Source organism: Streptomyces sp. AC602_WCS936 (assembly GCF_019049125.1).
Lineage (GTDB): Bacteria > Actinomycetota > Actinomycetes > Streptomycetales > Streptomycetaceae > Streptomyces.
Window position 1 is genome coordinate 148,489 of sequence record NZ_JAGMUF010000090.1, and the last position, 25,472, is coordinate 173,960.

21 protein-coding genes and 2 tRNA genes are annotated in these 25,472 nt (G+C 70.1%); 19 read left to right on the forward strand and 4 right to left on the reverse strand.

Features of this window, described 5'->3' with window-relative positions; genetic code table 11:
* Positions 1-8 precede the first annotated feature (8 nt).
* Positions 9-494 carry a ribose-5-phosphate isomerase gene (locus tag KUM03_RS26020; RefSeq protein ID WP_217251808.1) on the forward strand — a complete coding sequence of 162 codons (486 nt, stop codon included), beginning with the start codon at positions 9-11 and terminating at the stop codon, positions 492-494.
* Positions 495-940: 446 nt separating this feature from the next.
* The gene (locus KUM03_RS26025) at positions 941-1,759 is read left to right on the forward strand and encodes an Fpg/Nei family DNA glycosylase (protein ID WP_217251810.1); all 819 of its coding nucleotides are present in this window, start codon (positions 941-943) and stop codon (positions 1,757-1,759) included.
* A gap of 30 nt (positions 1,760-1,789) precedes the next feature.
* On the opposite strand, the gene KUM03_RS26030 is transcribed toward KUM03_RS26025, so the two are convergent.
* Positions 1,790-3,043 (reverse strand): GNAT family N-acetyltransferase, encoded by a 1,254-nt coding sequence (locus KUM03_RS26030; protein WP_217251812.1) that lies wholly within the window; start codon positions 3,041-3,043, stop codon positions 1,790-1,792.
* A gap of 161 nt (positions 3,044-3,204) precedes the next feature.
* On the opposite strand from KUM03_RS26030, the gene KUM03_RS26035 reads away from it, so the two are divergent.
* Both KUM03_RS26035 and KUM03_RS26040 read left to right on the forward strand, forming a co-directional pair.
* Positions 3,205-4,467 carry a PP2C family protein-serine/threonine phosphatase gene (locus tag KUM03_RS26035; RefSeq protein WP_217251814.1) on the forward strand — a complete coding sequence of 421 codons (1,263 nt, stop codon included), beginning with the start codon at positions 3,205-3,207 and terminating at the stop codon, positions 4,465-4,467.
* Positions 4,468-4,557: 90 nt separating this feature from the next.
* Positions 4,558-4,986 carry an HD domain-containing protein gene (locus KUM03_RS26040; RefSeq protein WP_217252996.1) on the forward strand — a complete coding sequence of 143 codons (429 nt, stop codon included), beginning with the start codon at positions 4,558-4,560 and terminating at the stop codon, positions 4,984-4,986.
* Between the two features lie 34 nt (positions 4,987-5,020).
* Here KUM03_RS26040 and KUM03_RS26045 read toward each other — a convergent pair whose 3' ends face one another.
* Complete coding sequence (locus tag KUM03_RS26045) at positions 5,021-6,196, reverse strand: acyltransferase family protein (protein WP_217251816.1); 1,176 nt, start codon at positions 6,194-6,196, stop codon at positions 5,021-5,023.
* A gap of 665 nt (positions 6,197-6,861) precedes the next feature.
* On the opposite strand from KUM03_RS26045, the gene KUM03_RS26050 reads away from it, so the two are divergent.
* Positions 6,862-7,056 carry a hypothetical protein gene (locus KUM03_RS26050; RefSeq protein WP_217251819.1) on the forward strand — a complete coding sequence of 65 codons (195 nt, stop codon included), beginning with the start codon at positions 6,862-6,864 and terminating at the stop codon, positions 7,054-7,056.
* Positions 7,057-7,165: 109 nt separating this feature from the next.
* Here the strand turns inward: KUM03_RS26050 and KUM03_RS26055 are convergent.
* A tRNA-Gly gene (locus KUM03_RS26055) sits at positions 7,166-7,239 on the reverse strand.
* Positions 7,240-7,412: 173 nt separating this feature from the next.
* On the opposite strand from KUM03_RS26055, the gene KUM03_RS26060 reads away from it, so the two are divergent.
* The 5 genes from KUM03_RS26060 (at position 7,413) to clpX (ending at position 12,242) form a co-directional block, all read left to right on the forward strand.
* A tRNA-Pro gene (locus KUM03_RS26060) sits at positions 7,413-7,489 on the forward strand.
* Positions 7,490-7,657: 168 nt separating this feature from the next.
* Positions 7,658-9,064: a trigger factor gene (tig, locus tag KUM03_RS26065; protein WP_217251821.1), complete on the forward strand. Its 1,407-nt coding sequence runs from the start codon at positions 7,658-7,660 to the stop codon at positions 9,062-9,064.
* Positions 9,065-9,393: 329 nt separating this feature from the next.
* Positions 9,394-9,999 carry an ATP-dependent Clp protease proteolytic subunit gene (locus tag KUM03_RS26070; RefSeq protein ID WP_051005918.1) on the forward strand — a complete coding sequence of 202 codons (606 nt, stop codon included), beginning with the start codon at positions 9,394-9,396 and terminating at the stop codon, positions 9,997-9,999.
* Between the two features lie 83 nt (positions 10,000-10,082).
* Positions 10,083-10,763, forward strand: coding sequence for an ATP-dependent Clp protease proteolytic subunit (locus KUM03_RS26075; protein ID WP_308406418.1), 681 nt, complete (start codon positions 10,083-10,085; stop codon positions 10,761-10,763).
* A 192-nt stretch (positions 10,764-10,955) separates the two neighbouring features.
* Positions 10,956-12,242 (forward strand): ATP-dependent Clp protease ATP-binding subunit ClpX, encoded by a 1,287-nt coding sequence (clpX, locus tag KUM03_RS26080; RefSeq protein ID WP_073723047.1) that lies wholly within the window; start codon positions 10,956-10,958, stop codon positions 12,240-12,242.
* A 64-nt stretch (positions 12,243-12,306) separates the two neighbouring features.
* Here the strand turns inward: clpX and KUM03_RS26085 are convergent, their stop codons facing one another.
* Positions 12,307-13,275, reverse strand: a complete 969-nt coding sequence (locus tag KUM03_RS26085) for a hypothetical protein (RefSeq protein ID WP_217251824.1) — start codon at positions 13,273-13,275, stop codon at positions 12,307-12,309.
* 137 nt (positions 13,276-13,412) lie between these two features.
* On the opposite strand from KUM03_RS26085, the gene KUM03_RS26090 reads away from it, so the two are divergent.
* From KUM03_RS26090 to rodA, 9 genes are all read left to right on the forward strand, one after another.
* Positions 13,413-16,037, forward strand: coding sequence for a valine--tRNA ligase (locus KUM03_RS26090; RefSeq protein ID WP_217251826.1), 2,625 nt, complete (start codon positions 13,413-13,415; stop codon positions 16,035-16,037).
* A gap of 176 nt (positions 16,038-16,213) precedes the next feature.
* The gene (locus tag KUM03_RS26095; RefSeq protein ID WP_217251829.1) at positions 16,214-17,737 is read left to right on the forward strand and encodes a folylpolyglutamate synthase/dihydrofolate synthase family protein; all 1,524 of its coding nucleotides are present in this window, start codon (positions 16,214-16,216) and stop codon (positions 17,735-17,737) included.
* Between the two features lie 9 nt (positions 17,738-17,746).
* Positions 17,747-18,082, forward strand: coding sequence for a DUF4233 domain-containing protein (locus KUM03_RS26100; RefSeq protein WP_217251831.1), 336 nt, complete (start codon positions 17,747-17,749; stop codon positions 18,080-18,082).
* A 119-nt stretch (positions 18,083-18,201) separates the two neighbouring features.
* A complete protein-coding gene (ndk, locus tag KUM03_RS26105; RefSeq protein WP_217251834.1) occupies positions 18,202-18,615 on the forward strand; it encodes a nucleoside-diphosphate kinase in 414 nt (137 codons plus the stop codon).
* Positions 18,616-18,943: 328 nt separating this feature from the next.
* A complete protein-coding gene (locus KUM03_RS26110; protein WP_007449816.1) occupies positions 18,944-19,963 on the forward strand; it encodes a rod shape-determining protein in 1,020 nt (339 codons plus the stop codon).
* Positions 19,964-20,129: 166 nt separating this feature from the next.
* Entirely contained in the window at positions 20,130-21,155 is a 1,026-nt protein-coding gene (gene mreC, locus KUM03_RS26115; RefSeq protein WP_217251836.1) for a rod shape-determining protein MreC, read from the forward strand.
* 13 nt (positions 21,156-21,168) lie between these two features.
* Complete coding sequence (gene mreD, locus KUM03_RS26120; RefSeq protein WP_217251838.1) at positions 21,169-21,840, forward strand: rod shape-determining protein MreD; 672 nt, start codon at positions 21,169-21,171, stop codon at positions 21,838-21,840.
* 52 nt (positions 21,841-21,892) lie between these two features.
* On the forward strand, positions 21,893-24,202 hold the full coding sequence (mrdA, locus tag KUM03_RS26125; RefSeq protein ID WP_217251840.1) for a penicillin-binding protein 2: 2,310 nt from the start codon (positions 21,893-21,895) through the stop codon (positions 24,200-24,202).
* Positions 24,199-25,398, forward strand: coding sequence for a rod shape-determining protein RodA (rodA, locus tag KUM03_RS26130; protein ID WP_217251842.1), 1,200 nt, complete (start codon positions 24,199-24,201; stop codon positions 25,396-25,398). The genes mrdA and rodA overlap by 4 nt, the downstream gene beginning before the upstream one ends.
* Positions 25,399-25,472: the final 74 nt, after the last annotated feature.

The following is a 25,472-nucleotide window of genomic DNA, read 5'->3' on the forward strand; positions in this document are numbered from 1 at the left end:
CTCGACGCATGCGCGTGTATCTCGGCTCGGACCATGCGGGCTACGAACTCAAGAACCACCTCGTCGAATGGCTCAAGGCGGCGGGGCACGAGCCCGTCGACTGCGGCCCGCACATCTTCGACGCCCAGGACGACTACCCGCCCTTCTGCCTGCGCGCCGCAGAGCGCACGGCCGCCGACCAGGGCGCCCTCGGCATCGTGATCGGCGGCTCCGGCAACGGCGAGCAGATCGCGGCGAACAAGGTGAAGGGCGTGCGCGCGGCGCTGGCCTGGAGCGAGGAGACGGCGTCGCTGGGCCGCCAGCACAACAATGCCAACGTCGTGGCGGTCGGCGCCCGCATGCACACGCAGGAGGAGGCGACGAAGTTCGTCGAGACCTTCCTCGCCACCCCGTTCTCCGGCGACGAACGCCACGTCCGCCGCATCGACATGCTCACCTCCTACGAGACCACGGGCGACCTCCCACCCGTCCCCGCCCACCACCCGCAGCAGTAGCAGCCCACCGGCGCCCTCTCCCGGTGCGTGGGCACCGGGGGAGGGGCGGGCCGGGAACACCGAGGGCCGCCGACGGACGGCGACATCAGGACGGCGCAGGGCCGGGGCGGAACACCTCGCAGCGGCACGGGGCCGAAGTCCGGCAGAGCGGTGCGGGGCCGGCATCGGCCACGCGGTACGGCGCAGGCGTCCGTCTCGTGGCACGGGGCCGGCATCGGTGGCGCGGCGCGGGCCCGGCGTCCGTCGCGTGGCGTGGCGTGGGGCCCCGAAGTCCGGCAGAGCGGTGCGGGGCCGGCATCTGTCGGAGCGGTACGGAGCGGAATCGCCCAGGGGCGCAGGGGGCGGAGTCCCCGCCGGGTCCGGGGCGGGGCCCCGGGACGAGTCGAGCCTCTCGACCCACCGAGTCGGGTGGGCGGGTGGGCAAAGGAAACGAAAGGACACCCCCCGTGCCAGAGGGGCACACCATCCACCGGCTGGCCAAGGACTACGCCGCCGCCTTCACCGACGGCACGGCACCGCACGTCACCAGCCCCCAGGGCAAGTTCTCCGACGCCGCCGCCCTCCTCACCGGCACCCGGCTCACCCGTACCGAGGCCCACGGCAAGCACCTCTTCCTCGGCTTCGGCGCAGCCGACTGGGTCCACATCCACCTCGGCCTCTTCGGCAAGGTCACCTTCGGACTGGCCCCGGCCCCGCCCCCCACGGACACCGTCCGGCTCCGCCTGGCGAACGACACCGCCTACGTCGACCTCCGCGGCCCCACCACCTGCGCCCTGATCACGGACCCGGAGAAGCAGGCGATACACGACCGCCTCGGCCCCGATCCCCTGCGCCCGGACGCCGACCCGCAGGCGGCCTACCGCCGCGTCTCCCGCAGCCGCACCACCATCGCCGCCCTGCTCATGGACCAGAAGGTCATCGCCGGCGTCGGCAACGTCTACCGCGCCGAGGTCCTCTTCCGCCACGGCATCGACCCGTACCGCCCCGGCAAGTCCCTCACCCCCGCCGAGTGGGACGCGATCTGGCACGACCTCACCGCCCTCATGCGCGAGGGCGTGAAGAACAACCGCATCGACACCGTCCGCCCCGAGCACACCCCCGAGGCCATGGGCCGCCCGCCCCGCGTCGACGACCACGGCGGCGAGGTCTACGTCTACCGCCGCGCGAACCAGCCCTGCCACTTCTGCGGCGACCCGATCCGCACCGCGGACCTGGCCGCCCGCAACCTCTTCTGGTGCCCGACCTGCCAGCGTAAGCAGGACTAGGCGAACCGCGCCACGACCGTCACAAGACCGTCAGAACCCGTGCGGCAACCACGGCGCGACGTCCGACCCGAATCCCACCGACGCCTGAGCCAGCGCCCCGGGCCGCACCTCCCGCACCCGCCCGGCCGCGCCCAGCGACGCCAGGCTCACGCCCCCGAGATACGCCGCGCCCAACTCCCGTACCGACAGCAGCAGGTCCGCAGCGTCGGACGTACGCTCGCAGGACGCCCCCTTCGTGTCCCCGCTCAGCCGCCAACGCCCCGCGTTCCAGGGGCAGAACGCGTCCTCGACCTCGAACACGACGTCCACCGGCGCCTGGTACGTGCGCGCCGCGAGCGCCGCTCCCACGTCCACCAGCCGCACGTACAGCCCGTCCCGCAGCACCGGCCCGCACCGCCGCAGGTCCGACACCTGGTGCTGCCACGCCTCGTCGACCGGCCGCGCCCGCACCGCCAGCGTCGACGTCAGGTCGATGCCGAACAGGAAGCGCCACAGCGCCGCCTCGGTCGCCGGGTCCAGCCCGGCCAGGTCCTTGAGGACCACCGTGCCGCTGGGCCCCTCGTTCCGCCAGGCCGGCCGCACCTGGAACCGTGCGAACCCGGTCACCTCCCCGCCCCGCCGGGCGAGGACGCACTGCAGCGGCGACGCCCCCTCCCGCTCGCTCTCCGGGTCCAGCAGCCCGAGCCGCTCCCAGCCGGGCCGGCGGGCCAGCATGCCCGGCCGCTCCGGCACCAGCCGCGCGTAGACCGCCTCGCACGCGTCGAGCACGTCACCGGGCGCCGCGTACCGCAGCCGTACGTCATCCGTGCCGTCCGGCACCGACAACCGGACCCGGTCCGTGTCGATCTCCGCGTTGACCTGGAAGGTCGCGGCGCCGTACCCGAACCGGCCGTAGATCGCCGGTTCGGAGGCCGTCAGCACGGCCAGCGGCTCGCCCAGGGACCGTACGTCGTCCAGCTGCCGCCGCATCATCGACGTCAGCACGCCCCGGCGCCGGTGCGTGGCGGCCACGCCCACCATCGTGACGCCCGCCACGGGCACCACGGCACCGCCGGGCACCGTCATCCGGAAGCTGAACGACCCCGCCGTACCGACGCACTCGTCGCCGTCCCAGACGCCGAGCGAGCGGTCGGTCTCGGTCAGGGAGTTGAACAGTTCCAGTTCCTCGGCCGACTCCGGGACCCCGCCGAAGGCACGGATCAGTGTCCCGTACCACGTGTCCCACTCGCCGCGCCGCAGTGTCCGCAGGCCGGTCCGGGTCAGGTCGCCGCTGTCATCGCTCATGGGCCATGCGTACCAGGGGCGCGAAGGACGGGCGAGGGAATTTCCGCCAGGTTGCCGCGCGAGGGCCGTTCGTGAAGTTCACTGTGAGTCGGGCCCCGGACGGGGGACAAGCAGGACCTCCCGTGCCAAGTGCCCGGTCCGATGGATAGGGTCCCGAACTAATGGCAGCAGGACGACAGCGGCGCGCGGAAGCCGACACGTTCACGGCCCGGTGGAAGAAGCAGTGGCACCGGGCCCGCGTCGGCATGCGCAGATCCGCCGTCGACTACTTCCGCGGCGACGGCTCGGACTGGATCGCGCTGGCCGGACTGCTGCTGACGATCCCCGTCATCGCGGCCACCACGATGATGAACTCGGTGTGGTGCGCACCCTCCGCACTGGTCCTGCCCATCGTCGCGGGCGGCCTGCTGCTGCGCCCGGCGAGCCTGCTCGGCCTGTACGCGGCGGCGGCCACGGCACTGATCGTGGAGTCGGTGCAGCTCGGCCCGTACACCGAGGGCCCCTCGCGGGTCACCCCCGGCGTGGTCCTGGTCGTCGCGGCCTGCGGCTTCTTCGGGCTACTGGTCGCACAGTTCCGCAGCCGGGTCGGCGTGCCCTGGCGGCGCGGCGGCACCATGCTCTTCGACCTGCGCGAACGCATCCGGGTCCAGAGCAAGCTGCCGGGGCTGCCGCCGGGCTGGCACCGCGAGATGGCGCTGCGCCCGGCCGGCGGCCAGTCCTTCTCCGGCGACTTCGTGGTCGCGGCCCGCACGGGCGGCGGCCGGACGCTGGAGGTGGTCCTCACCGACGTCTCCGGCAAGGGCATGGACGCGGGCTCGCGCGCCCTGCTGCTGTCGGGCGCCTTCGGCGGACTGCTCGGCAGCCTGCCGCCGCACGCCTTCCTGCCCGCCGCCAACGGCTATCTGCTCCGCCAGGACTGGGACGAGGGCTTCGCCACCTCCATCCACCTCGTCCTGGACCTCGACTCCGGCGACTACGAGCTGTACTCGGCCGGACATCCGCCGGGCCTCCAGCTCAGCGCCGGCACCGGCCGCTGGGAGGAGAAGTCGGCCGAGGGGCCGCTGCTGGGCGTGTACGACGGTGCGCAGTTCGACTCCGTGAAGGGATCGCTGCGTCCCGGAGACGTGTTGATGCTGTTCACGGACGGACTGGTGGAGACCTCGGACCGGGACATCGCCGAGGGCATCGACCGCCTCACCGGCGAAGCCGACCGCTACGTCGCGGGCGGCTTCCACGGCGCCGCCTGGCACCTGATCGAAGCGGTGGCCAAGGACGTCAACGACGACCGGGCCCTGCTGCTGATCTGCCGGGAGGGCCCGACGGCCCAGACCGCCACGGCCCAGACCGCCACGGCCCAGTCCTCGACCGCCCAGACCGCCACGGCCCGGATCACGGCCACCGGCCCCTCCGCGACGGCGGACTGACACACTGGCCCGGTGTCCGACACCACACCCGCACCCACACCCGCACCCGCCACGCCGCCCACACCCCCCGCCCGGCTCTCCGTGGCCGAGGTGGAGGCCGTCGCCCGCGCCGCCCACGCCGGGCAGACCGACAAGGCGGGACGGCCCTACGCCGAGCACCTGTGGGCCGTCGCCGAGGGCGTCCGGCTGCGTGGCGGGGACGACGAGCAGATCGCGGCGGCCTGGCTGCACGACGCCGTCGAGGACGACGCGCTGTCCGAGGGCTGGCTGCGCGAGGCCGCGCTGAGCCGCCGTACCAAGGACATCGTCCTGGCCCTCACCAAACGGGCCGGGGAGCCGCCCGAGGCGTACGCGGCGCGCATCCTCGCCACGCCCGGCGCACCGCTGGTCAAGGAGGCGGACCTGGCACACAACGCCGACCCGGCACGGCTCGCGGCCCTCGACGCGGCCACGCGCACACGACTGACCGAGAAGTACACGCGGATGCGCGCACTCCTCGGTCTGCCGGACGGACGCTAGGACTCCAGAGCCCCAGAACCTCAGGGGACGGACGTCAGACGGACACCTTCTCGCCGGCCTCGCTGGACGCGCGCGCCGCGTCGGCACCCGTCTCGCGTCCCTCCCCCTTCCGCTCCCGCTTCTCACGGCCCCGGGCCGCCTCACCGGCGTCCCGCTTGAAGGCCCACTCCATCTTCGGTTCCACCACGCACCGCAGGACCCGCTGGACGGGCTTGGTGCACAGCAGAGTGATGAGGGTGGCTCCCAGGACGGTGATCCCGATCTCGCCCAGCGGGGTGTCCCACGCGGGATCGTGGAACCAGCCCGCGAAGGTGCCCTCCTTCACGACGAAGCCGTGCAGCAGGTAGCCGTAGATCGTGCCCGCGCCGAGCGCCGTGAACCACATGCGCCGGCCCGGCACCCAGGCGAAGAAGCAGGCGGTCAGTACGACCGAGCAGCCGAAGAGCGCGAGCGTCAGGACGGGCCCGGACCACCAGGGGGCGTCCGTGGACTGCACGGCGGCGTTGCGGTAGAACCAGCCGGTCTCCATGCGCGGCACCGACCACCAGGCGACGGCCACCGCCACAGCGGCCACCGGCACGGCCATGATCCGCGCCGAGCGGCGCCGGACCAGCTGGAAGTGCTCGGGGCGCAGCACCAGGCCCAGCACGAAGCACGGCAGGAACTGCAGCACCCGCTGCATGTTCAGGTCGTTGCCGATGCTGGGTGTCACGGAGGCCAGCGCCGCGATCACCAGGGCGATCGGCAGCGGCCAGCGGACCGTCTGCCAGATCGGGGTGGTCAGCCGCCAGATGAACAGCGCGCACAGGAACCACAGGAGGTACGTGGGGTCCAGCAGGCTGATGTCGTTGGACGGGTCCTCGCTGACGCGGCGGTGCAGCGCGTAGCCGATCTCGAAGACGAGGTAGGGGACGGCGACGCCGGTGATCAGGCGCTTCACGCGCTTGGGGCTCAGGTCGAAAGTTCGCGAGAAGTAGCCGGAGATGATGATGAACGCCGGCATGTGGAACGTGTACAGGGCCCGGTAGAGGGCCTCCACCGTCCGGTTCCCGTCCAGGAGCTGACCCCAGGCGTGGCCGACGCCGACCAGCACGATCGCCAGGTACTTGGCGTTGTCGAAGAACGCGTCGCGCTGTCGGCTCGGTTGTGTCTGCTGATCCGGTGGGGACGGCGTCTTCCGGTCGCCGTGCGGTCGCAGCGAGCTCGTCATGCAACCCCCCGCCGGAAAATCGGCGAGTTGTCACAGGACCTCGCTGCTCTGGTGGGGGACGAGGCAGCGTAGAACATCTGAGGCACCCTAGCGTTCTCCGTGGGATTCCGTAAAACCTTCGACGTCATTCCTGCATTCGGATCCCGAGTGCCTGGCGAGTACCCCGTAATTCGGGGAACTTGTCCCGGGCGGCGCCATGACCTCCGCCACAGCGCGGAAAGCCGCCGGGGACCTAAGGGGCGTCCAGAGCACCCCACTTGTCATGACACGTCATGACTAAACAGCGCATAAGACCGGAGGGTGACTTCCCTGGAATGTCCGCTTCAATGGGCCGGACGGGACCTCCGCGGGAGCCTGTGATCTCCCTGTGATGTGCCTGTCTGTGTGCTTCCCGAGGCAATTCGAAATATCTGCGAACGCGTTGTGTGGACATCGAAACGAAGCGGCCGGAATTCCCCGCACGGGTGTCCTGTCGAATTCATGTGCGGGATGGGATCGTGGGGTGGGTCCGCGTGTGCTGGGCACTGCCGGACCCCAGGAACCGGCCGACGATGCGTCACCTGCCGCATGACGGAGCCCGGTTGGTGGCACGATGGTCCTGGCGGGGGTGTGCGCGGCCGCACCTCCGGGCCGGGAGAGCGGACCGATCGAGGGTGTGATCAGTTGTGGCCATTTCACTGTCAGTGGTGCTGCTGTTGGCGATCATCCTGGTGGTGCTGCTGCGAGGAGGCTCCATCAAGGCGGGCCCGGCGATCGTCGCGGTCCTCTTCGGCTTCTTCCTGGCCTCGACGGGCATGGCCGACGACATCCAGCGGTTCCTGGACTCGATAGCGGACACGCTCAACTCGATCCAGTTCTGACCCGGAGCGTCCGGCGGGCCGACGGCCACCGCGGCCGGCGGCCCACGGCGGGCCGACGGCACAAAGGCCTCCGGCCCGATCCCCTGAAGGAACCGGGCCGGAGGCCTCTTGGAGCGGGCGACGGGAATCGAACCCGCGTAGCTAGTTTGGAAGACTAGGGCTCTACCATTGAGCTACGCCCGCACAGCGCGCGCCGCAGGTCGGTGACCGCGGCACTGGAGGCATCGTAGCGGGTCGCACCCCTGTCCCGCACACCCCTTCCGGTCCGCGCCGGAGTCCACGGGCACGTGCGCGGGCACCCGGGAAACCGCGCGTGCCCGGTGCCTGGCGGCATGTACCCTACGTGTCGCACCAGACGGGGTGTGGCGCAGCTTGGTAGCGCGTCCGCTTTGGGAGCGGAAGGCCGTGGGTTCAAATCCCGCCACCCCGACCACCGACCGATCACCGGGTGATCGCCTTTTGGGCGGTGTAGTCGCTGCCGTTACTATGCAAGCTGCACGCCCGTGTGTCTCAGAGTCTGAAGTCTCCGGGCGGCGAATCCGCCGGACGCCCCGCTGGCCCCGGCAGAACCCAAGAAGTCAGCCACCAAGGAGACCGAACCGTGAAGAGCGCCGTGGAGACCCTGAACCCGACCCGGGTTCGGCTCACTGTCGAGGTGCCCTTCGAGGAGCTCAAGGACAGCCTCGACGCGGCGTACAAGAAGATCAACCAGCAGGTCACGGTGAAGGGCTTCCGCAAGGGCAAGATCCCCGCCCGGGTCATCGACCAGCGGTTCGGTCGTGGCGCCGTCCTGGAGGAGGCCGTCAACGACGCGCTCCCGAAGTTCTACACCGACGCGGTCAACGAGGCCGACCTGAACCCGCTGGGTCAGCCCGAGGTCGACATCACCGAGCTGAAGGACGGCGAGACGCTGAACTTCACCGCCGAGGTCGACGTCCGCCCGACCGTCGAGATCCCGGACTACTCCGGCATCGAGGTCGAGGTCGACGCCGTCGAGGTCACCGACGAGGACGTGGAGAAGTCGGTCGAGCAGCTGCGCGAGCGCTTCGCCTCCACCTCCCCGGTCGAGCGTGCCGCCGAGGACGGCGACGTGATCACCATCGACCTGCAGGCCAAGGTCGACGGCGAGGTCCTCGAGGACGGCGTCGCCGACGGCGTCTCCTACACCATCGGCTCCGGTGAGCTGCTGGAGGGCATCGACGACGCCGTGAAGGGCCTGGAGGCCGGTGGCGAGGCCACCTTCACCTCCGAGCTCAAGGGCGGCTCGGCGGCCGGCAAGGAGGCCGAGGTCACCGTCAAGGTCACCCAGGTCGCCGCGCGCGAGCTGCCCGAGCTGGACGACGACTTCGCGCAGCTCGCGTCGGAGTTCGACACCCTGGAGGAGCTGCGCGCCGACAGCCGCAAGCGCCTCGCCAACATGAAGCAGTACGACCAGGCCACGCAGGCCCAGGAGCGCGTCCTGGACAAGCTGCTCGAGCTGGTCGAGGTCCCGGTCCCCGAGAAGCTCCTCGAGGACGAGATCAACACCCGTAAGCACAACCTCGAGCACCACCAGCTCGGCCAGATGGGCCTCGACCTCGAGAAGTACCTCGAGCTCCAGGGCAAGACCGCCGAGGAGTTCGACACCGAGACCCGCGAGGCCGCGGTCAAGGGCATCAAGACCCAGTTCGTCCTCGACGAGCTGGTCAAGCAGGAGAAGCTCAACGTCAGCCAGGAGGAGCTCACCGAGCACCTCATGCGCCGCGCCTCCTCCTCCGGCATGTCCCCCGACCAGTTCGCCCAGGCCGTCGTCGAGCAGGGCCAGGTCCCGCTCCTCGTCGGCGAGGTCGCCCGCGGCAAGGCCCTGGCCGTCGTGGTCGAGAAGGCCACGGTCAAGGACACCAACGGCGAGGTCGTCGACCTGGACGACGAGGAGGAGGCGGAGGAGGCCCCCGAGGCCGCCGCCGAGTCCACCGAGTCCGACACCGACAAGGCTGACGACAAGGCCGAGGAGAAGACCGAGGGCTGATCCCCCTCGCGCCTCCGCAGACGGACGTGGAAGGGCCCCGGACGACCAACGCCGGGGCCCTTTCGTGTACGACTGGACAGCCCCGCCAGGGGCGCGGGGAACTGCGCGAGCAACCACGACGGGCCCGCACCTGGCGGTGACCGGCTCTGCCACGGCGCTACGCCCCCGGCGAACACTCGCGGAACCGGGATGGCGCCGCAGGCCCTGCGCGTTAGGGTCCATGAATACGAGGGCAGGGGAGTCCCCGAAAGCGGCTCCAGCCCCGCAGGGAAACGTGAGACGGCCCGGCGCCGTCGTAAGACGAGCAGGTGGATTACGTGACGAATCTGATGCCCTCCGCCGCCGGCGAGCCCTCCATCGGTGGTGGCCTCGGCGACCAGGTCTACAACCGGCTGCTCGGCGAGCGGATCATCTTCCTCGGCCAGCCGGTCGACGACGACATTGCCAACAAGATCACCGCACAGCTGCTGCTCCTTGCCGCCGACCCGGACAAGGACATCTTCCTGTACATCAACAGCCCGGGCGGTTCGATCACGGCGGGCATGGCGATCTACGACACCATGCAGTTCATCAAGAACGACGTGGTGACGATCGCCATGGGTCTCGCGGCCTCCATGGGGCAGTTCCTGCTCAGCGCGGGCACCCCGGGCAAGCGCTTCGCGCTGCCGAACGCCGAGATCCTGATCCACCAGCCCTCGGCCGGCCTGGCCGGCTCGGCCTCGGACATCAAGATCCACGCCGAGCGGCTGCTGCACACCAAGAAGCGCATGGCCGAGCTCACCTCGCAGCACACCGGCCAGACGGTCGAGCAGATCACCCGCGACTCGGACCGCGACCGCTGGTTCGACGCCTTCGAGGCCAAGGAGTACGGCCTCATCGACGACGTCATCCCCACGGCCGCCGGTATGCCGGGCGGCGGCGGCACCGGGGCCTGAGCCCTCCGCGGGCCCCAGCGGGCCCCAGGAGCGCGCCCCAGCCCGCCCCCAGCCGACGCCTCAGCCCCTTCCCAGGAGACACAGTGAACGACTTCCCCGGCAGCGGCCTGTACGACCGCACGCGCGCCGAGTACACCGGCCCGACCGCCGAGTCCCGCTACGTGATCCCGCGCTTCGTCGAGCGCACCTCGCAGGGCGTGCGCGAGTACGACCCGTACGCGAAGCTCTTCGAGGAGCGCGTGATCTTCCTCGGCGTCCAGATCGACGACGCCTCCGCCAACGACGTCATGGCGCAGCTGCTGTGCCTGGAGTCGATGGACCCCGACCGGGACATCTCGGTCTACATCAACAGCCCCGGCGGCTCCTTCACGGCGCTCACGGCGATCTACGACACGATGCAGTACGTGAAGCCGGACATCCAGACGGTCTGCATGGGGCAGGCCGCCTCCGCCGCCGCCGTCCTGCTGGCCGCCGGTACGCCGGGCAAGCGCATGGCGCTGCCGAACGCCCGCGTCCTGATCCACCAGCCGTACAGCGAGACCGGCCGCGGCCAGGTCTCCGACCTGGAGATCGCCGCCAACGAGATCCTGCGGATGCGCTCGCAGCTGGAGGAGATGCTGGCCAAGCACTCCACCACGCCGGTCGAGAAGATCCGCGAGGACATCGAGCGCGACAAGATCCTCACGGCCGAGGACTCGCTGAGCTACGGCCTGATCGACCAGATCATCACCACCCGGAAGATGGACAACTCCTCCCTCCGCTGAGGCGGGAGGCTGTATCGTCTGCCGCTCCTTGGCACGGTTTGACGCGGTTCACGTCAAAGGGAACCGTGCCAAGGGGGGCCCGGACGGGGGGCCCGGCAAGGTACCGTCGGACATAAGGCAGCACCAGGAGTCCGCCGGCCGTTGACGTCACGTCGGCGGCCAGGCGTCTCCCAGGCGAAGGGGAAGCACACCGTGGCACGCATCGGTGACGGCGGCGATCTGCTCAAGTGCTCGTTCTGCGGCAAGAGCCAGAAGCAGGTCAAGAAGCTCATCGCAGGGCCCGGTGTGTACATCTGCGACGAGTGCATCGACCTCTGCAACGAGATCATCGAGGAAGAGCTGGCGGAGACCAGCGAGGTCCGCTGGGAGGAGCTCCCGAAGCCCCGCGAGATCTACGAGTTCCTCGAGGGCTACGTGGTCGGCCAGGAAGCCGCCAAGAAGGCCCTGTCCGTCGCGGTGTACAACCACTACAAGCGGGTCCAGGCCGGCGAGAACGGCGGCGCCCAAGGCCGCGACGACGCCATCGAGTTGGCGAAGTCCAACATCCTCCTGCTGGGCCCCACGGGCTCCGGCAAGACCCTCCTCGCCCAGACCCTCGCCCGCATGCTCAACGTGCCCTTCGCGATCGCCGACGCCACGGCGCTCACCGAGGCGGGTTACGTCGGCGAGGACGTCGAGAACATCCTGCTCAAGCTGATCCAGGCCGCCGACTACGACGTCAAGAAGGCCGAGACCGGGATCATCTACATCGACGAGATCGACAAGGTCGCGCGCAAGAGCGAGAACCCGTCGATCACGCGTGACGTCAGCGGCGAGGGCGTCCAGCAGGCCCTGCTGAAGATCCTGGAGGGCACCACCGCCTCGGTCCCGCCCCAGGGCGGCCGCAAGCACCCGCACCAGGAGTTCATCCAGATCGACACGACGAACGTCCTGTTCATCGTGGGCGGCGCCTTCGCGGGCCTGGAGAAGATCATCGAGGGCCGGGCCGGCGCCAAGGGCATCGGCTTCGGCGCGCAGATCCGCTCCAAGCGGGAGACCGAGTCCAAGGACCAGTTCGAGCAGGTCATGCCGGAGGACCTGGTCAAGTTCGGGATGATCCCCGAGTTCATCGGCCGCCTCCCGGTCATCACCTCGGTCCACAACCTCGACCGCGAGGCGCTCCTCCAGATCCTCGTCGAGCCGCGCAACGCCCTCGTCAAGCAGTACGAGCGCCTCTTCGAACTCGACGGCGTGGAGCTGGACTTCGAGCGCGAGGCCTTGGAGGCCATCGCCGACCAGGCCATCCTCCGCCAGACCGGCGCGCGTGGCCTGCGGGCCATCATGGAGGAGGTCCTCCAGGGCGTGATGTACGAGGTCCCGTCCCGCAAGGACGTCGCCCGCGTCGTCATCACGGCGGACGTGGTCCTCTCCAACGTCAACCCGACGCTCATTCCGCGGGATTCGCGGGGGCGGGGTTCGGGGGAGCAGAAGACGGCGTAGCCGACAGTCATGCGGAAGGGGCCCGGTCGACCGACCGGGCCCCTTCCGCAGTCCGCGCCTCGTGTCAGAGCTTGACGCGGACTTCCTTGCGGAGCTTGGCGGTGATGTCGGCCGCCTCAGCCGGGTCGGGCTTCTTGCCGGCCGCGATGTCCAGGATGCTCATAGGCATGGCGAAGCCGAGCGTGCTGTGGTCGCCCCAGACGCAGTACGTCACGGTCATCGACTTCGGCTCGTTGGGACCGCCGTCCGAGTTGTCGACCTTGGCCTCCTGGCACTTGAGGATGGCACCGTCGAGGGACTCGGGCTTGTACTCCTTCGGGTCGCCCTGCAGCGTGACGTCCTCGTCACTGCCGCCCTCCTGGCTCTGCTTCTTCATGTTGGCGAAAAACGCGTCGACGGCCTTCTCCGGGTCGTCGATCGTGCCGTACACGCCGCCGAACATGAGCTGCTTGCTGGCGAGCGGGTTCTCCTCGTTCTTCGCCGTGTAGGAGGCACTCACGTCCTTGGGGTCCTTGACCCCCCACGATTCGGCGTCCTTCAGGTCGGCAGCGTCCATGGAGCCGCTGTCGCCCTCGCTCTTCTCGTACTCCCCGAGCACCGTCGCCGGAGTCGTCAGCTTGTGCGGCCCGTCGTCCGCGATGTCCGCGCCGCCGCCACCGCCCCCGCCGAACACGAAGTACGCCCCCACGCCGATCGCCGCCACGACGGCGACCGCGCCGATGATCAGGCCCGTCTTCTTCTTGCCGCCGCCCGGCGCCGGGGGCTGGGGCATGCCGTACGGCTGCTGCTGGCCGTAGGGCGGCTGCTGGCCGTACGGGGCCTGCTGGCCGTACGGCGGCTGCTGCGGCGGGACGCCGCCCTGCTGGGGCTGCTGAGGGTAGCCGTAGCCCGGCTGCGGGGGAGGCGTCTGCTGGGGGTAGCCATAGCCGGGCTGGGGGGCCTGCGGCGGCTGCTGGCCGTACGGTCCCGGCTGGCCGTACGGCCCGGGCTGCTGGGGCTGCCCGCCGTACGGGCCCGGCTGGTTGTGACTCATTTCTGGGTTCCCCTCCAGATGCTTACGTGGTGCTGACATCCTGACGCAGGCATGGCGTGCGCAGGTCACCGGGGGCCACACCGTTACAGAGGAAACGCGTTTCGGGACACGGTCGTGACGCCCGTAAACTGACCCCCGTGACCGAGAACTCTCAGCAGCCGCAGCCCGCACCCACCACCGAACTGCCGACCCAGTACACGCCGGCCGAGGTAGAGGGGAAGCTGTACGAGCGCTGGGTAGAACGGGGTTACTTCGAGGCCGACGCGGACAGCGACAAGCCGCCGTACACCGTCGTCATCCCGCCGCCGAACGTCACGGGCAGCCTGCACCTCGGGCACGCCTTCGAGCACACGCTCATCGACGCCCTGACCCGCCGCAAGCGCATGCAGGGCTTCGAGACGCTGTGGCAGCCCGGCATGGACCACGCCGGCATCGCCACGCAGAACGTCGTCGAGCGGGAACTGGCCAAGGAGGGCAAGTCCCGGCACGACCTCGGCCGGGAGGCGTTCGTCGAGCGCGTCTGGCAGTGGAAGGGCGAGTCCGGCGGCCAGATCAGCGGCCAGATGCGCCGCCTCGGTGACGGTGTCGCCTGGTCGCGTGAGCGCTTCACCATGGACGAGGGCCTCTCCCAGGCCGTCCAGACCATCTTCAAGCGGCTCTACGACGACGAGCTGATCTACCGCGCCGAGCGCATCATCAACTGGTGCCCCCGCTGCCTGACGGCCATCTCGGACATCGAGGTCGAGTACCAGGACGACGACGGCGAGCTGGTCTCCATGAAGTACGGGGACGGGGACGAGACGATCGTCGTCGCCACCACGCGTGCCGAGACGATGCTCGGTGACACCGCCGTCGCCGTCCACCCGGAGGACGAGCGGTACAAGCACCTCGTCGGCAAGCTCATCAAGCTGCCGCTGACCGACCGCTCCATCCCCGTCGTCGCCGACGAGCACGTCGACCCGGAGTTCGGCACCGGCGCCGTCAAGGTGACGCCCGCCCACGACCCGAACGACTTCGAGATCGGCCAGCGCCACGACCTGCCCGCCATCGCCGTGATGGACGAGCACGCGATCATCACCGCCCACGGTCCCTTCCAGGGCCTGGACCGCCTGGAGGCCCGTTCCGCCATCGTCGCCGCGCTGCGCGCCGAGGGCCGGATCGTCGCCGAGAAGCGGCCCTACGTCCACTCCGTCGGCCACTGCTCGCGCTGCAAGACCACCATCGAGCCGCGCCTGTCCATGCAGTGGTGGGTCAAGGTCGGCCCGCTCGCCAAGGCGGCCGGTGACGCCGTCCGCGACGGCAAGGTCAAGATCCACCCGCAGGATATGGAGAAGCGGTACTTCGACTGGGTCGACAACCTCCACGACTGGTGCATCTCGCGCCAGCTGTGGTGGGGTCACCGCATCCCGGTCTGGTACGGCCCGGAGGGTGAGGTCGTCTGCGTCGGGCCCGACGAGGAACCGCCGACCGGTGAGGGCTGGTACCAGGACTCCGACGTCCTGGACACCTGGTTCTCGTCCGGCCTGTGGCCGTTCTCCACGCTGGGCTGGCCCGAGCAGACCGACTCGCTCGCGAAGTTCTACCCGAACTCCGTCCTGGTCACCGGCTACGACATCCTCTTCTTCTGGGTCGCCCGGATGATGATGTTCGGCCTCTACGCGATGGACGGCACCCCGCCGTTCCACACCATCGCCCTGCACGGCATGGTCCGTGACCAGAACGGCAAGAAGATGTCCAAGTCCTTCGGGAACGTGGTCAACCCGCTGGACTGGATGGACAAGTACGGCTCCGACGCGCTCCGGTTCACGCTCGCGCGCGGCGCCAACCCGGGCGTCGACGTCCCGATCGGCGAGGACTGGGTCCAGGGCTCCCGGAACTTCGCCAACAAGATCTGGAACGCCACTCGCTTCGCGCTGATGAACGGCGCGACGGTCGAGGGCCCGCTGCCGGACGCGTCGAAGATGTCCTCGACCGACCGCTGGATCCTGTCCCGGCTCAACTCGGTCGTCGCCGAGGTCGACGCGTACTACGAGGACTACCAGTTCGCGAAGCTGTCCGACGCCCTGTTCCACTTCGCCTGGGACGAGGTCTTCGACTGGTACGTCGAGCTGTCCAAGACCACCTTCCAGGCGGGCGGCGAGGCCGCCGAGGTCTCCAAGCGGGTCCTCGGTGAGGTCCTGGACGTCACGCTGCGCCTCCTCCACCCGGTCGTCCCCTTCGTCACCGAGACGCTGTGGACGACGCTCACGGGTGGTGAGTCGGTCGTCATCGCCGAGTGGCCGTCGGACTCCGGCTTCCGGGACGCCGACGCCGAGCGGGAGATCGAGACGCTCCAGTCCGTCATCACCGAGGTCCGCCGCTTCCGCGCCGACCAGGGGCTCCAGCCCGGCCAGCGGGTGCCGGCCCGGCTGACCCTGGCGGGCAGCGCGCTCGCGGCGCACGAGGCGGCCGTCCGGCAGCTGCTGCGGCTCCAGCCGGAGGGCGACGCCTTCACGGCGACGGCGACGCTGCCGGTGGCGGGCGTGGAGGTCGCCCTCGACCTCTCCGGTGTCATCGACTTCGCCGCGGAGCGCAAGCGGCTGGCGAAGGACCTTGCCGCCGCCGAGAAGGAGAAGGCCCAGGCGAACGCCAAGCTCGGCAACGAGGCGTTCCTCGCGAAGGCGCCGGACCACGTCGTGGACAAGATCCGCGGCCGCCTCGCCAAGGCGGACGAGGACATCGCCCGCATCCAGACCCAGCTGGAGAAGCTGCCGGAGGCGTAGCCCGCCGGTACGTGAATGAAGGCTCCCGGTGCCTTTGCAGGCGCCGGGAGCCTTCACGTCCCTTCAGGGGCGCGGGGAACTGCGCGACCAGCCACAACGCGCGTGCACTCGCCCCGGAACATCAGCCACCCCACTCCCTGGGCGCCCCGTCGGCCGACCTCCGTAGACTGGTCCCCGTGAGCGACATCCCCGGCCAGAACGACCAGCCCGACCCCTCCGACCCCGCCAGCGACTTCGACGAGATCATCGCGGCGGAGACCACCCGCGACCCCGACCTCGCCGTCATCGAGGCCGGCAGCCGCACCCTGCGCACCCAGGGCGGTCCGCCGGAGGCCGACGTGCCGACGCGCCCCGCGGATCCCGAGGTGGACGCCGCCCTGCGCGAGGTCGAGGCGGAGCTCGCCACCCGCTGGGGCGAGACCAAGCTGGAGCCGTCCGTCACCCGCATCGCCGCGCTGATGGACGTGCTGGGGGAGCCGCAGCGGTCGTACCCCTCCATCCACATCACGGGGACGAACGGCAAGACCTCCACCGCCCGCATGATCGAGGCCCTGCTCGGCGCCTTCGAGCTGCGCACCGGCCGGTACACCTCGCCGCACGTGCAGTCGATCACCGAGCGGATCAGCCTGGACGGCGCCGCGATCTCCGCCGAGCGGTTCATCGAGACGTACCAGGACGTCAAGCCGTACGTCGAGATGGTCGACGCGCAGCAGGAGTACCGGCTGTCGTTCTTCGAGGTGCTGACCGGCATGGCGTACGCGGCCTTCGCCGACGCGCCCGTGGACGTGGCCGTCGTCGAGGTCGGGATGGGCGGCTCCTGGGACGCGACCAACGTCATCGACGGGGACGTCGCCGTCGTCACCCCCATCGACCTGGACCACACCGACCGGCTCGGCGAGACGCCCGGTGAGATCGCGACCGAGAAGGCCGGGATCGTCAAGCAGGACGCCACCGTGATCCTGGCCCAGCAGCCGGTGGACGCCGCGCAGGTCATGCTGAAGAAGGCCGTGGACGTCAACGCGACCGTCGCGCGCGAGGGGCTGGAGTTCGGGGTCGTCGCCCGGCAGGTCGCCGTCGGCGGACAGCTGGTGACGCTGCGCGGGCTGGGCGGCGAGTACGACGAGGTGTACCTGCCGCTGCACGGCGCCCACCAGGCGCACAACGCGGCCGTCGCGCTCGCCGCCGTCGAGGCGTTCTTCGGCGTCGGCTCGCAGCGCCCCGAGCCGCTGGACATCGACACCGTGCGCAAGGCCTTCGCCGCCGTCGCCTCGCCGGGACGGATGGAGGTGGTCCGGCGTTCGCCGACCGTGGTGCTGGACGCCGCGCACAATCCGGCCGGCGCCCGGGTGACCGCCGAGGCGGTGGGGGAGGCGTTCCAGTTCAGCCGGCTCATCGGCGTGGTCGGCGCGAGCGGCGACAAGAACGTGCGGGGGCTGCTGGAGGCGTTCGAGCCGGTCTTCGCCGAGGTCGTCGTCACCCAGAACTCCAGCCACCGCGCGATGGACGCCGACGAACTGGCCGGGATCGCCGTCGAGGTCTTCGGCGAGGACCGCGTCCAGGTCGAGCCGCGGCTGCCGGACGCCCTGGAGGCCGCGATCACGCTGGCCGAGGAGGAGGGCGAGTTCGCGGGCGGCGGTGTGCTCGTCACCGGTTCCGTCATCACCGTCGGCGAGGCCCGGCTGCTGCTGGGGAAGGGCTGAGGATTCCACGTGCGTACGCTCTGTGCTTCGACCTTGATCGGCGAGTTCTTCGTCATCGGCTTCGCCGGACTGGTCGCCATGAAGGACCCCGACCTGTCCATGGGGACGGTGTGGACGGTCAGCGGCATCGCGATGTTCCTGTGCGTGGCGCTGTGCGGCGCGGTGACCCGGCCGGGCGGCGTCGCCTTCGGCTGGGCCCTGCAGATCGCGCTGATCGCGTCCGGTTTCGTGGTGCCGACCATGTTCTTCCTGGGCGCGGTCTTCGCCGCCCTGTGGTGGGCGTCCGTGCACTACGGGCGGAAGATCGACGAGGCGAAGGCGAGGTTCGCGGCGCAGGAGGCGTAGCGGGGCGCTGTCGGTGCCGGGGCAGCGGCGCTTTCGGGAGCGGTCCGGGTGCCAGTCGCGGTGACCGACCCGGTAGCCTCAGGCCATTCGATTTTCTGGCCTGCAAGGAGCCGCACATCATGACCCAGCGCACGCTCGTCCTCCTGAAGCCGGACGCCGTCCGCCGCTCACTGGTCGGCGAGATCATCAGCCGTATCGAGCGCAAGGCCGGCTGGCAGATCACCGCGTTGGAGCAGCGGTCCCTGGACCGTGCCATTCTCGAACAGCACTACGCCGAGCACGTCGGTCGGCCCTTCTACGAGCCGCTGGTCGAGTTCATGGCGTCCGGCCCGGTCGTCGCCATGGTCGTCGAGGGCGAGCGGGTCATCGAGGGCGTGCGCGCGCTGGCCGGCCCGACCGACCCGATCGCCGCCGCCCCCGGCTCCATCCGCGGGGACTTCGGCGTCATCGTCCGGGAGAACCTGATCCACGCCTCCGACTCCGAGGAGTCCGCCGAGCGCGAGCTGAAGATCTTCTTCCCCGGCCGGGCCTGAGCCTTCCCGGCTCTCGTCGGACACGCCGAGCACAACTTTTTTCTGACGCGACGTCAGCCGGACAGGCCCGCCGCGGACCAGGGCGGTCGCGTAAAAGCGACCGCCCTGTGGCATATGCGCGCCTGTTCGGGGGAACGGATGCCTCCGTTGGCCCGTCTCCACAAGCGAGGCGATGCGCCATCTGCTGACAATGGCGAAGACCCTCGCGCAGTGTTCGCGAAAGCGCGTCTACGATGGAAGCCTCCACGCGTCACTGCACCCACTTCGCCTACCTGAAAAGCCCTCAAAAGCTCCTGGGAAGGCCAGTCGAATCCTGATGGGGAACTCAATGTCGTTCATCGGCCGTGACATGGCTGTCGACCTCGGGACCGCCAACACGCTGGTGTACGTCAGGGGTCGCGGGATCGTACTCAACGAGCCGTCCGTCGTCGCGATCAACACCAACACCGGTGGCATCCTCGCGGTCGGCGCCGAAGCGAAGAAGATGATCGGGCGCACGCCCGGCAACATCGTTGCCGTGCGCCCGCTGAAGGACGGCGTCATCGCCGACTTCGAGATCACCGAGCGGATGCTCCGCTACTTCATCCTGAAGATCCACAAGCGGCGGTATCTGGCTCGTCCGCGGGTCGTCGTCTGTGTGCCCTCGGGCATCACCGGCGTCGAGCGCCGCGCCGTCATCGAGGCGTCGTCCCAGGCCGGCGCCCGTCAGGTGCACATCATCGAGGAGCCCATGGCCGCGGCCATCGGTTCCGGCCTGCCGGTCCACGAGGCCACGGGCAACATGGTGGTCGACATCGGCGGCGGCACCACGGAGGTCGCGGTCATCTCGCTCGGCGGCATCGTCACCGCCCAGTCCATCCGCGTCGCGGGTGACGAGCTGGACAACGCGATCATCCAGCACGTGAAGAAGGAGTACAGCCTTCTCCTGGGTGAGCGCACGGCCGAGCAGATCAAGATCACGATCGGTTCGGCGTACGACCTCGACTCCGACGAGCACACCGAAATCCGCGGCCGGGACCTCGTCTCCGGCCTGCCCAAGACCGTCGTCATCTCCGCCGCCGAAGTGCGCAAGGCGATCGAGGAGCCGGTCAACGCGATCGTCGACGCCGTCAAGACGACCCTCGACAAGTGTCCGCCGGAGCTGTCCGGCGACATCATGGACCGGGGCATCGTCCTGACCGGCGGCGGCGCGCTGCTGCGCGGGCTCGACGAGCGGCTGCGCCGGGAGACCGGGATGCCGATCCACATCGCCGAGGACCCGCTGGACAGCGTGGCGCTCGGCTCCGGCAAGTGCGTCGAGGAGTTCGAGGCGCTCCAGCAGGTGCTGGACGCCTCGCCCCGCAGATGACGTAACACTTCGGTTCCGCCGTACGAGACGATCTCCTCTCGTGCGGCGGATCGTTGATATAGAGGCTTGGTACCGCGCGTTTCGCACCGCGGGTACCGAATCCCCTGAATTCCTGAACACCGCCACGTAATTGTCGAATTCGACGAGGAAGGCACGGCCGCCGCACGTGAGGGACACGAAAGAGAGCCGGCTGCTTCTGGTGCTGCTGATCGCCATCGCGTTCGCGCTGATCACGGTGGACATCCGCGGCGGGGAGGACTCACCGGTCGACGGTGCCCGGCAGGCCGCGGCCGGCGTCTTCGGTCCGATCGAGAACGGGGTGTCGTCCGCGGTCGACCCGATCGGCAACGCGATCTCCGCCGTCCGCGACTCCGGCGACCGCCACGACCGGCTCGCCGCACTGGAGACGGAGAACGCGGCCCTGAAGGCGAAGCTCGGCAGCGACGAGCGCGGCCGCAGCCGCCTGAAGCAGTTCGACAAGATGCTCGGGCTGGCCGGCGCCGGCCAGTACGGCATCAAGGGCGCCCAGGTCATCGCCATAGGAGCCGCGCAGGGCTTCTCCTGGACCATCACCATCGACGCCGGCGCCAACGATGGCATCGAGCGCGACATGACGGTCCTCAACGGCGACGGCCTCGTCGGCCGCGTCACCACCGTCGGCCCGAACACCGCCACGGTGCTGCTCGCCAACGACCCCGACTTCACCGTGGGCACCCGGATGGAGGGCAGCGACGAACTCGGCTTCGCCTCCGGCCAGGGCGGCCGCCCCCTGCGCGTCGAGCTGCTCAACGGCAAGGCCCAGGTCAAGAAGGGCGACCGCCTGGTCACCTTCGGCTCCCAGGCCGACAAGCCGTTCGTCCCCGGCGTGCCCGTCGGCACCGTCTCCCGCGTCGACCCCTCCGGCGGCGACCTGACCCGCACGCTCGAGGTCACGCCGTTCGTCAGCTTCACCAAGCTCGACATCGTCGGCGTCGTCGTCCAGGGCCCGCAGAAGGACCCGCGCGACACGGTGCTCCCGGAGAAGGAGCAGCCCAAGCCCACGCCGACCGTCACGGTGACCGTGACCCCCGGAGCCGACCCCGACGGCCAGACCCAGGACGGCGGCCAGACCCAGGACGGTCAGGCCCAGGACGGTCAGGCCGAGGACGGCGGGACCGGGCAGAACCAGCAGTCCGAGCAGAACGAGCAGTAGGAGCTTTCACCCCATGCGCGTCAACCGGATCCTGCTCTCCGCCTCCCTCGTCGTCGTCGCCCTGGTCATCCAGGTGAGCGTCCTCGCCCGCCTCCACCTGCCCGGCGCCGTCCCCGACCTGCTGCTGCTCACCGTCCTCGGCCTCGCCCTGGTCTACGGCCACGTCGGCGGCGCCCTCGTCGGCTTCGGCGCCGGACTCCTCGCCGACCTCGCCCCGCCCGCCGACCACGCCGCCGGCCGCTACGCCCTGGTGCTCTGCGTCATCGGCTACCTCGCCGGACTCGCCAAACCGGAGAACGGCAGGCTCAGGTCGGCCACCGGCCCCATGGCCGTCGTGGTCGTCGCCGCCCTCGGCACCACCCTGCTCTACGCCGGCGTCGGCGCCCTCGTCGGCGACACCGCCGCCCGACATGTCGGCCTGCCCGGCCTGCTGTTCACGGCCGCCCTCTACGACCTGCTGCTCGCGCCCTTCGTCGTCCCCGGCATCATGGCGCTGGCCAGACGCGCGGAGAACGACCCGCTCGCCGACACCAACGCCGCCGGCCAGAAACCCGACATCTCCACCGGCTGGCTCTCCGGCGGCACCGGCCTGCGCATCGGCGGCCAGCGCAACGGACTGCGGGTGAAGGCGGCGCGGGCACGGGTGGCCCGGGCCGGACGCATCAAGGGGGTCAAGCGGCTGTGACCACGCGGCAGCACACAAGGAGCACGCACTTCACCAGGGGGAGGCAGCCGCGGTGACCAACATCCCCGAGACCGGCCGCAGCACACGCGTCCAGACCCGGCTCGTCGTCATCCAGGTCCTCGTCCTCTCCCTCCTCGCCACCCTCGGCGGCCGGCTCTGGTACCTCCAGATCCGCCAGGGCGACGAGTACGCCGCGGAGGCGTCCGGCAACCACGTCCAGCAGGTCGTCCAACCCGCACCCCGCGGCTCGATCCTGGACGCCCGCGGCGTCGCCCTCGCCGACAACGAGGCACGCCTGGTCGTCTCCGCCTCCCGCACCGACCTGCTGAAGATGAAGGACGACGGCAAGGCCGTCCTCACCAAGCTCGCCGGCGTCCTCGGCATGGAGCCGCGGGAAGTCATGGACAAGGTCCGGCTCTGCGACGCCGAGACCCCCCAGCCCTGCTGGAACGGCTCGCCCTACCAGCCGATCCCCGTCACCGACGAGGCCACCCCCAAGCAGGCCCTCCAGATCCGCGAGCGCGCCGAGGACTTCCCCGGCATCACCGCCGAACCCATGGCCGTACGCCGCTATGCCGCCCCCGGCAAGGCCAACACCGGCCAGGTCCTCGGCTACCTCTCCCCGGTCACCGACGAGGAGATCAAGAAGGCCGAGGACACCGACTCGCCGTTCCTGCGCTCCGACCAGGTCGGCCGCTCCGGCCTGGAGCGCCAGTACGACAAGGCGCTGCGCGGCAAGGCCGGCGTCACCCGCTACGAGGTCGACAACCTCGGCCGCGTCATCGGAGAGGCCGAGTCCGACCCCGGCGTGCCCGGCTCCAACCTCGTCACCAGCCTCGACGCCCGCGTCCAGCGGGTCGCCGAGTACGAGCTGAACGAGGCGATGAAGGAAGCCCGCAAGGTCTACGACGACAACACCGGCGAGAACTACAAGGCCGACGCCGGCGCCGTCGTCGTGATGGAGGCCAAGACCGGCCGCATCGTCGCCATGGCCTCCAACCCGACGTACGACCCCAACGCCTGGGTCGGCGGCATCTCCGCCAAGGACTACAAGAGGCTCACCGGCAAGGAATCCAACTACCCGCTCCTCAACCGGGCCACCCAGGGCCAGGCGGCGCCCGGCTCCATCTTCAAGGTGATCTCGACCGCCGCCGCCGTCAAGGCCGGCTACGACTTCAACGGCAGCTACAACTGCTCCAGCTCCTACTCCGTCGGCGGCCAGGTCTTCAAGAACTACGAGTCCGCCAGCTACGGCTCGATCGACCTCGGCCGCGCCCTGGAACTCTCCTGCGACACCGTCTACTACCGCCTCGCCCACCAGGAGTGGAAGAGGGACGGCGGCAACAACCCCAAGAACCCCAACGACTACTTCTACAAGGCCGCCCACGAGTTCGGCCTCGGCAAGAAGACCGGCATCGACCTCCCCAACGAGGTCAGCGGCCGCGTCCCCGACCGCCAGTGGAAGCAGGACTACTGGGAGGCCAACAAGGACGCCTGGTGCAAGTCCGGCAAGAAGGACGGCTCCTACGTCGAACGGCTCGCGTACGAGGGCTGCCTCGAGGGCAACAAGATGCGCGCCGGTGACGCCATCAACTACTCCATCGGCCAGGGCGACACCCTCGTCACCCCCATCCAGATGGCCACCATCTACGCGGCCATCTCCAACGGCGGCACCCTCTACGACCCCTCCATCGGCAAGGCGATCATCAGCCCCGACGGCCAGGAGGTCCGCGAGATCGAACCCGAGTCGCACGGCAAGCTGCCCATAAGCAAGACCACGCTCGCCCAGATGGACGAGGCCCTCGCGGGCGTCGCCACGCGCGGCACCGCCGCCTGGCGGTTCGCCCAGGTCGGCTGGCCCCAGGACAAGATCCCGATGCACGCCAAGACCGGTACCGCCGAGGTCCACGGCAAGCAGACCACCTCGTGGTTCGCCACCTACACCGACGAGTACGCGATCGTCATGACGATCTCCCAGGGCGGCACGGGCTCCGGCGCCTCCGGTCCCGCCGTCCGCAACATCTACGACGCGCTCTACGGCGTCTCGGACGACGGCGACATCGACCCCAAGAAGGCGCTGCTGCCGAAGCCCCAGGCGAAGCTGCCCACGGTCAAGGCCGACGGGACCATCCCCGCACCGAAGATCTCCAAGGACATCGTCAAGGACCTCCTGCCCGACGAGAAGGCCTCCCCGGAGGAGGAGTACGCCCCCATCGACGAACAGCAGCAGGGCGCCACGACGCCGACCCAGAACGGCGACAACCGCGACACCCGCCGCCACCGGCGACGCGGCGGCGGACGCGGTCGCGGCCCCGGCCGGCGTCCGGCGGCCGGCAACGGAAGCCGGAGGGCACGCACATGACCGGCGCCAACAGCTTCCAGGTCTCCGGATACGGACCCGAGAAGGCCGGCTGGACCCGGGTCTTCGCCCGGGACGGCATGGCACGGCGGCTCGACTGGCCGATACTGCTGGCCTCCGTCGCGCTCTCCCTGATGGGCTCCCTGCTCGTCTACTCCGCGACCCGCAACCGCACCGAACTCAACCAGGGCGACCAGTACTACTTCCTCACCCGCCACCTGCTGAACACTGGCATCGGCCTCGCCATGATGGTCGCCGTCGTCTGGCTCGGCCACCGCCACCTGCGCACCGCCGTGCCGGTCCTCTACGGCGCCTCCGTGTTCCTGATCCTGCTGGTGCTCACGCCGCTCGGCTCGACCATCAACGGCGCCCACTCCTGGATCAAACTCCCCGGCGGCTTCTCCCTGCAGCCCTCGGAGTTCGTGAAGATCACGATCATCCTCGGCATGGCGATGCTGCTCGCTGCGCGCGTCGACGCCGGGGACCGGCCCCACCCCGACCACCGGACCGTGCTCCAGGCCCTCGGCCTGGCCACCGTGCCCATGCTGATCGTGATGCTCATGCCCGACCTCGGGTCCGTCATGGTCATGGTCATCATCGTGCTGGGCGTGCTGCTCGCCTCCGGCGCCTCCAACCGCTGGATCTTCGGACTGCTCGGCGCCGGAACCGCCGGCGCGCTCGCCGTCTGGCAGCTCGGCATCCTGGACGACTACCAGATCGCCCGCTTCGCCGCCTTCGCCAACCCGGAACTCGACCCCGCCGGCGTCGGCTACAACACCAACCAGGCCCGCATCGCCATCGGCTCCGGCGGCCTGACCGGTTCCGGCCTCTTCGAGGGCTCGCAGACCACCGGCCGCTTCGTCCCGGAGCAGCAGACCGACTTCGTCTTCACGGTCGCCGGCGAGGAACTGGGCTTCCTCGGCGCCGGCCTCATCATCGCCCTGCTCGGCGTGGTGCTCTGGCGGGCCTGCCGGATCGCCCGCCAGACCACCGACCTGTACGGCACGATCGTCGCCGCGGGGATCGTCGCCTGGTTCGCCTTCCAGACCTTCGAGAACATCGGCATGACCCTCGGCATCATGCCGGTCACCGGCCTGCCGCTGCCCTTCGTGTCGTACGGCGGCTCGTCGATGTTCGCCATCTGGATAGCGATCGGACTCCTTCAATCGATCACCGTGCAGAAACCGATGTCGGCGTAGCGGAGCCGGCGTAGGCAGCCCCGGTCCGCGGGGCGGACGGGACGAGCGGTACGGGGGACCATCCGGGCCGGGTT

Coding starts and splice junctions, on each gene's coding strand:
- KUM03_RS26020 (WP_217251808.1), top strand. CDS start 9: ATGCGCGTGTATCTCGGCTCGGACCATGCGGGCTACGAACTCAAGAAC.
- KUM03_RS26030 (WP_217251812.1), bottom strand. CDS start 3,043: ATGAGCGATGACAGCGGCGACCTGACCCGGACCGGCCTGCGGACACTG.
- KUM03_RS26035 (WP_217251814.1), top strand. CDS start 3,205: ATGGCAGCAGGACGACAGCGGCGCGCGGAAGCCGACACGTTCACGGCC.
- KUM03_RS26045 (WP_217251816.1), bottom strand. CDS start 6,196: ATGACGAGCTCGCTGCGACCGCACGGCGACCGGAAGACGCCGTCCCCA.
- KUM03_RS26070 (WP_051005918.1), top strand. CDS start 9,394: ATGCCCTCCGCCGCCGGCGAGCCCTCCATCGGTGGTGGCCTCGGCGAC.
- KUM03_RS26085 (WP_217251824.1), bottom strand. CDS start 13,275: ATGAGTCACAACCAGCCGGGCCCGTACGGCGGGCAGCCCCAGCAGCCC.
- ndk (WP_217251834.1), top strand. CDS start 18,202: ATGACCCAGCGCACGCTCGTCCTCCTGAAGCCGGACGCCGTCCGCCGC.
- KUM03_RS26110 (WP_007449816.1), top strand. CDS start 18,944: ATGTCGTTCATCGGCCGTGACATGGCTGTCGACCTCGGGACCGCCAAC.
- mreD (WP_217251838.1), top strand. CDS start 21,169: ATGCGCGTCAACCGGATCCTGCTCTCCGCCTCCCTCGTCGTCGTCGCC.
- rodA (WP_217251842.1), top strand. CDS start 24,199: ATGACCGGCGCCAACAGCTTCCAGGTCTCCGGATACGGACCCGAGAAG.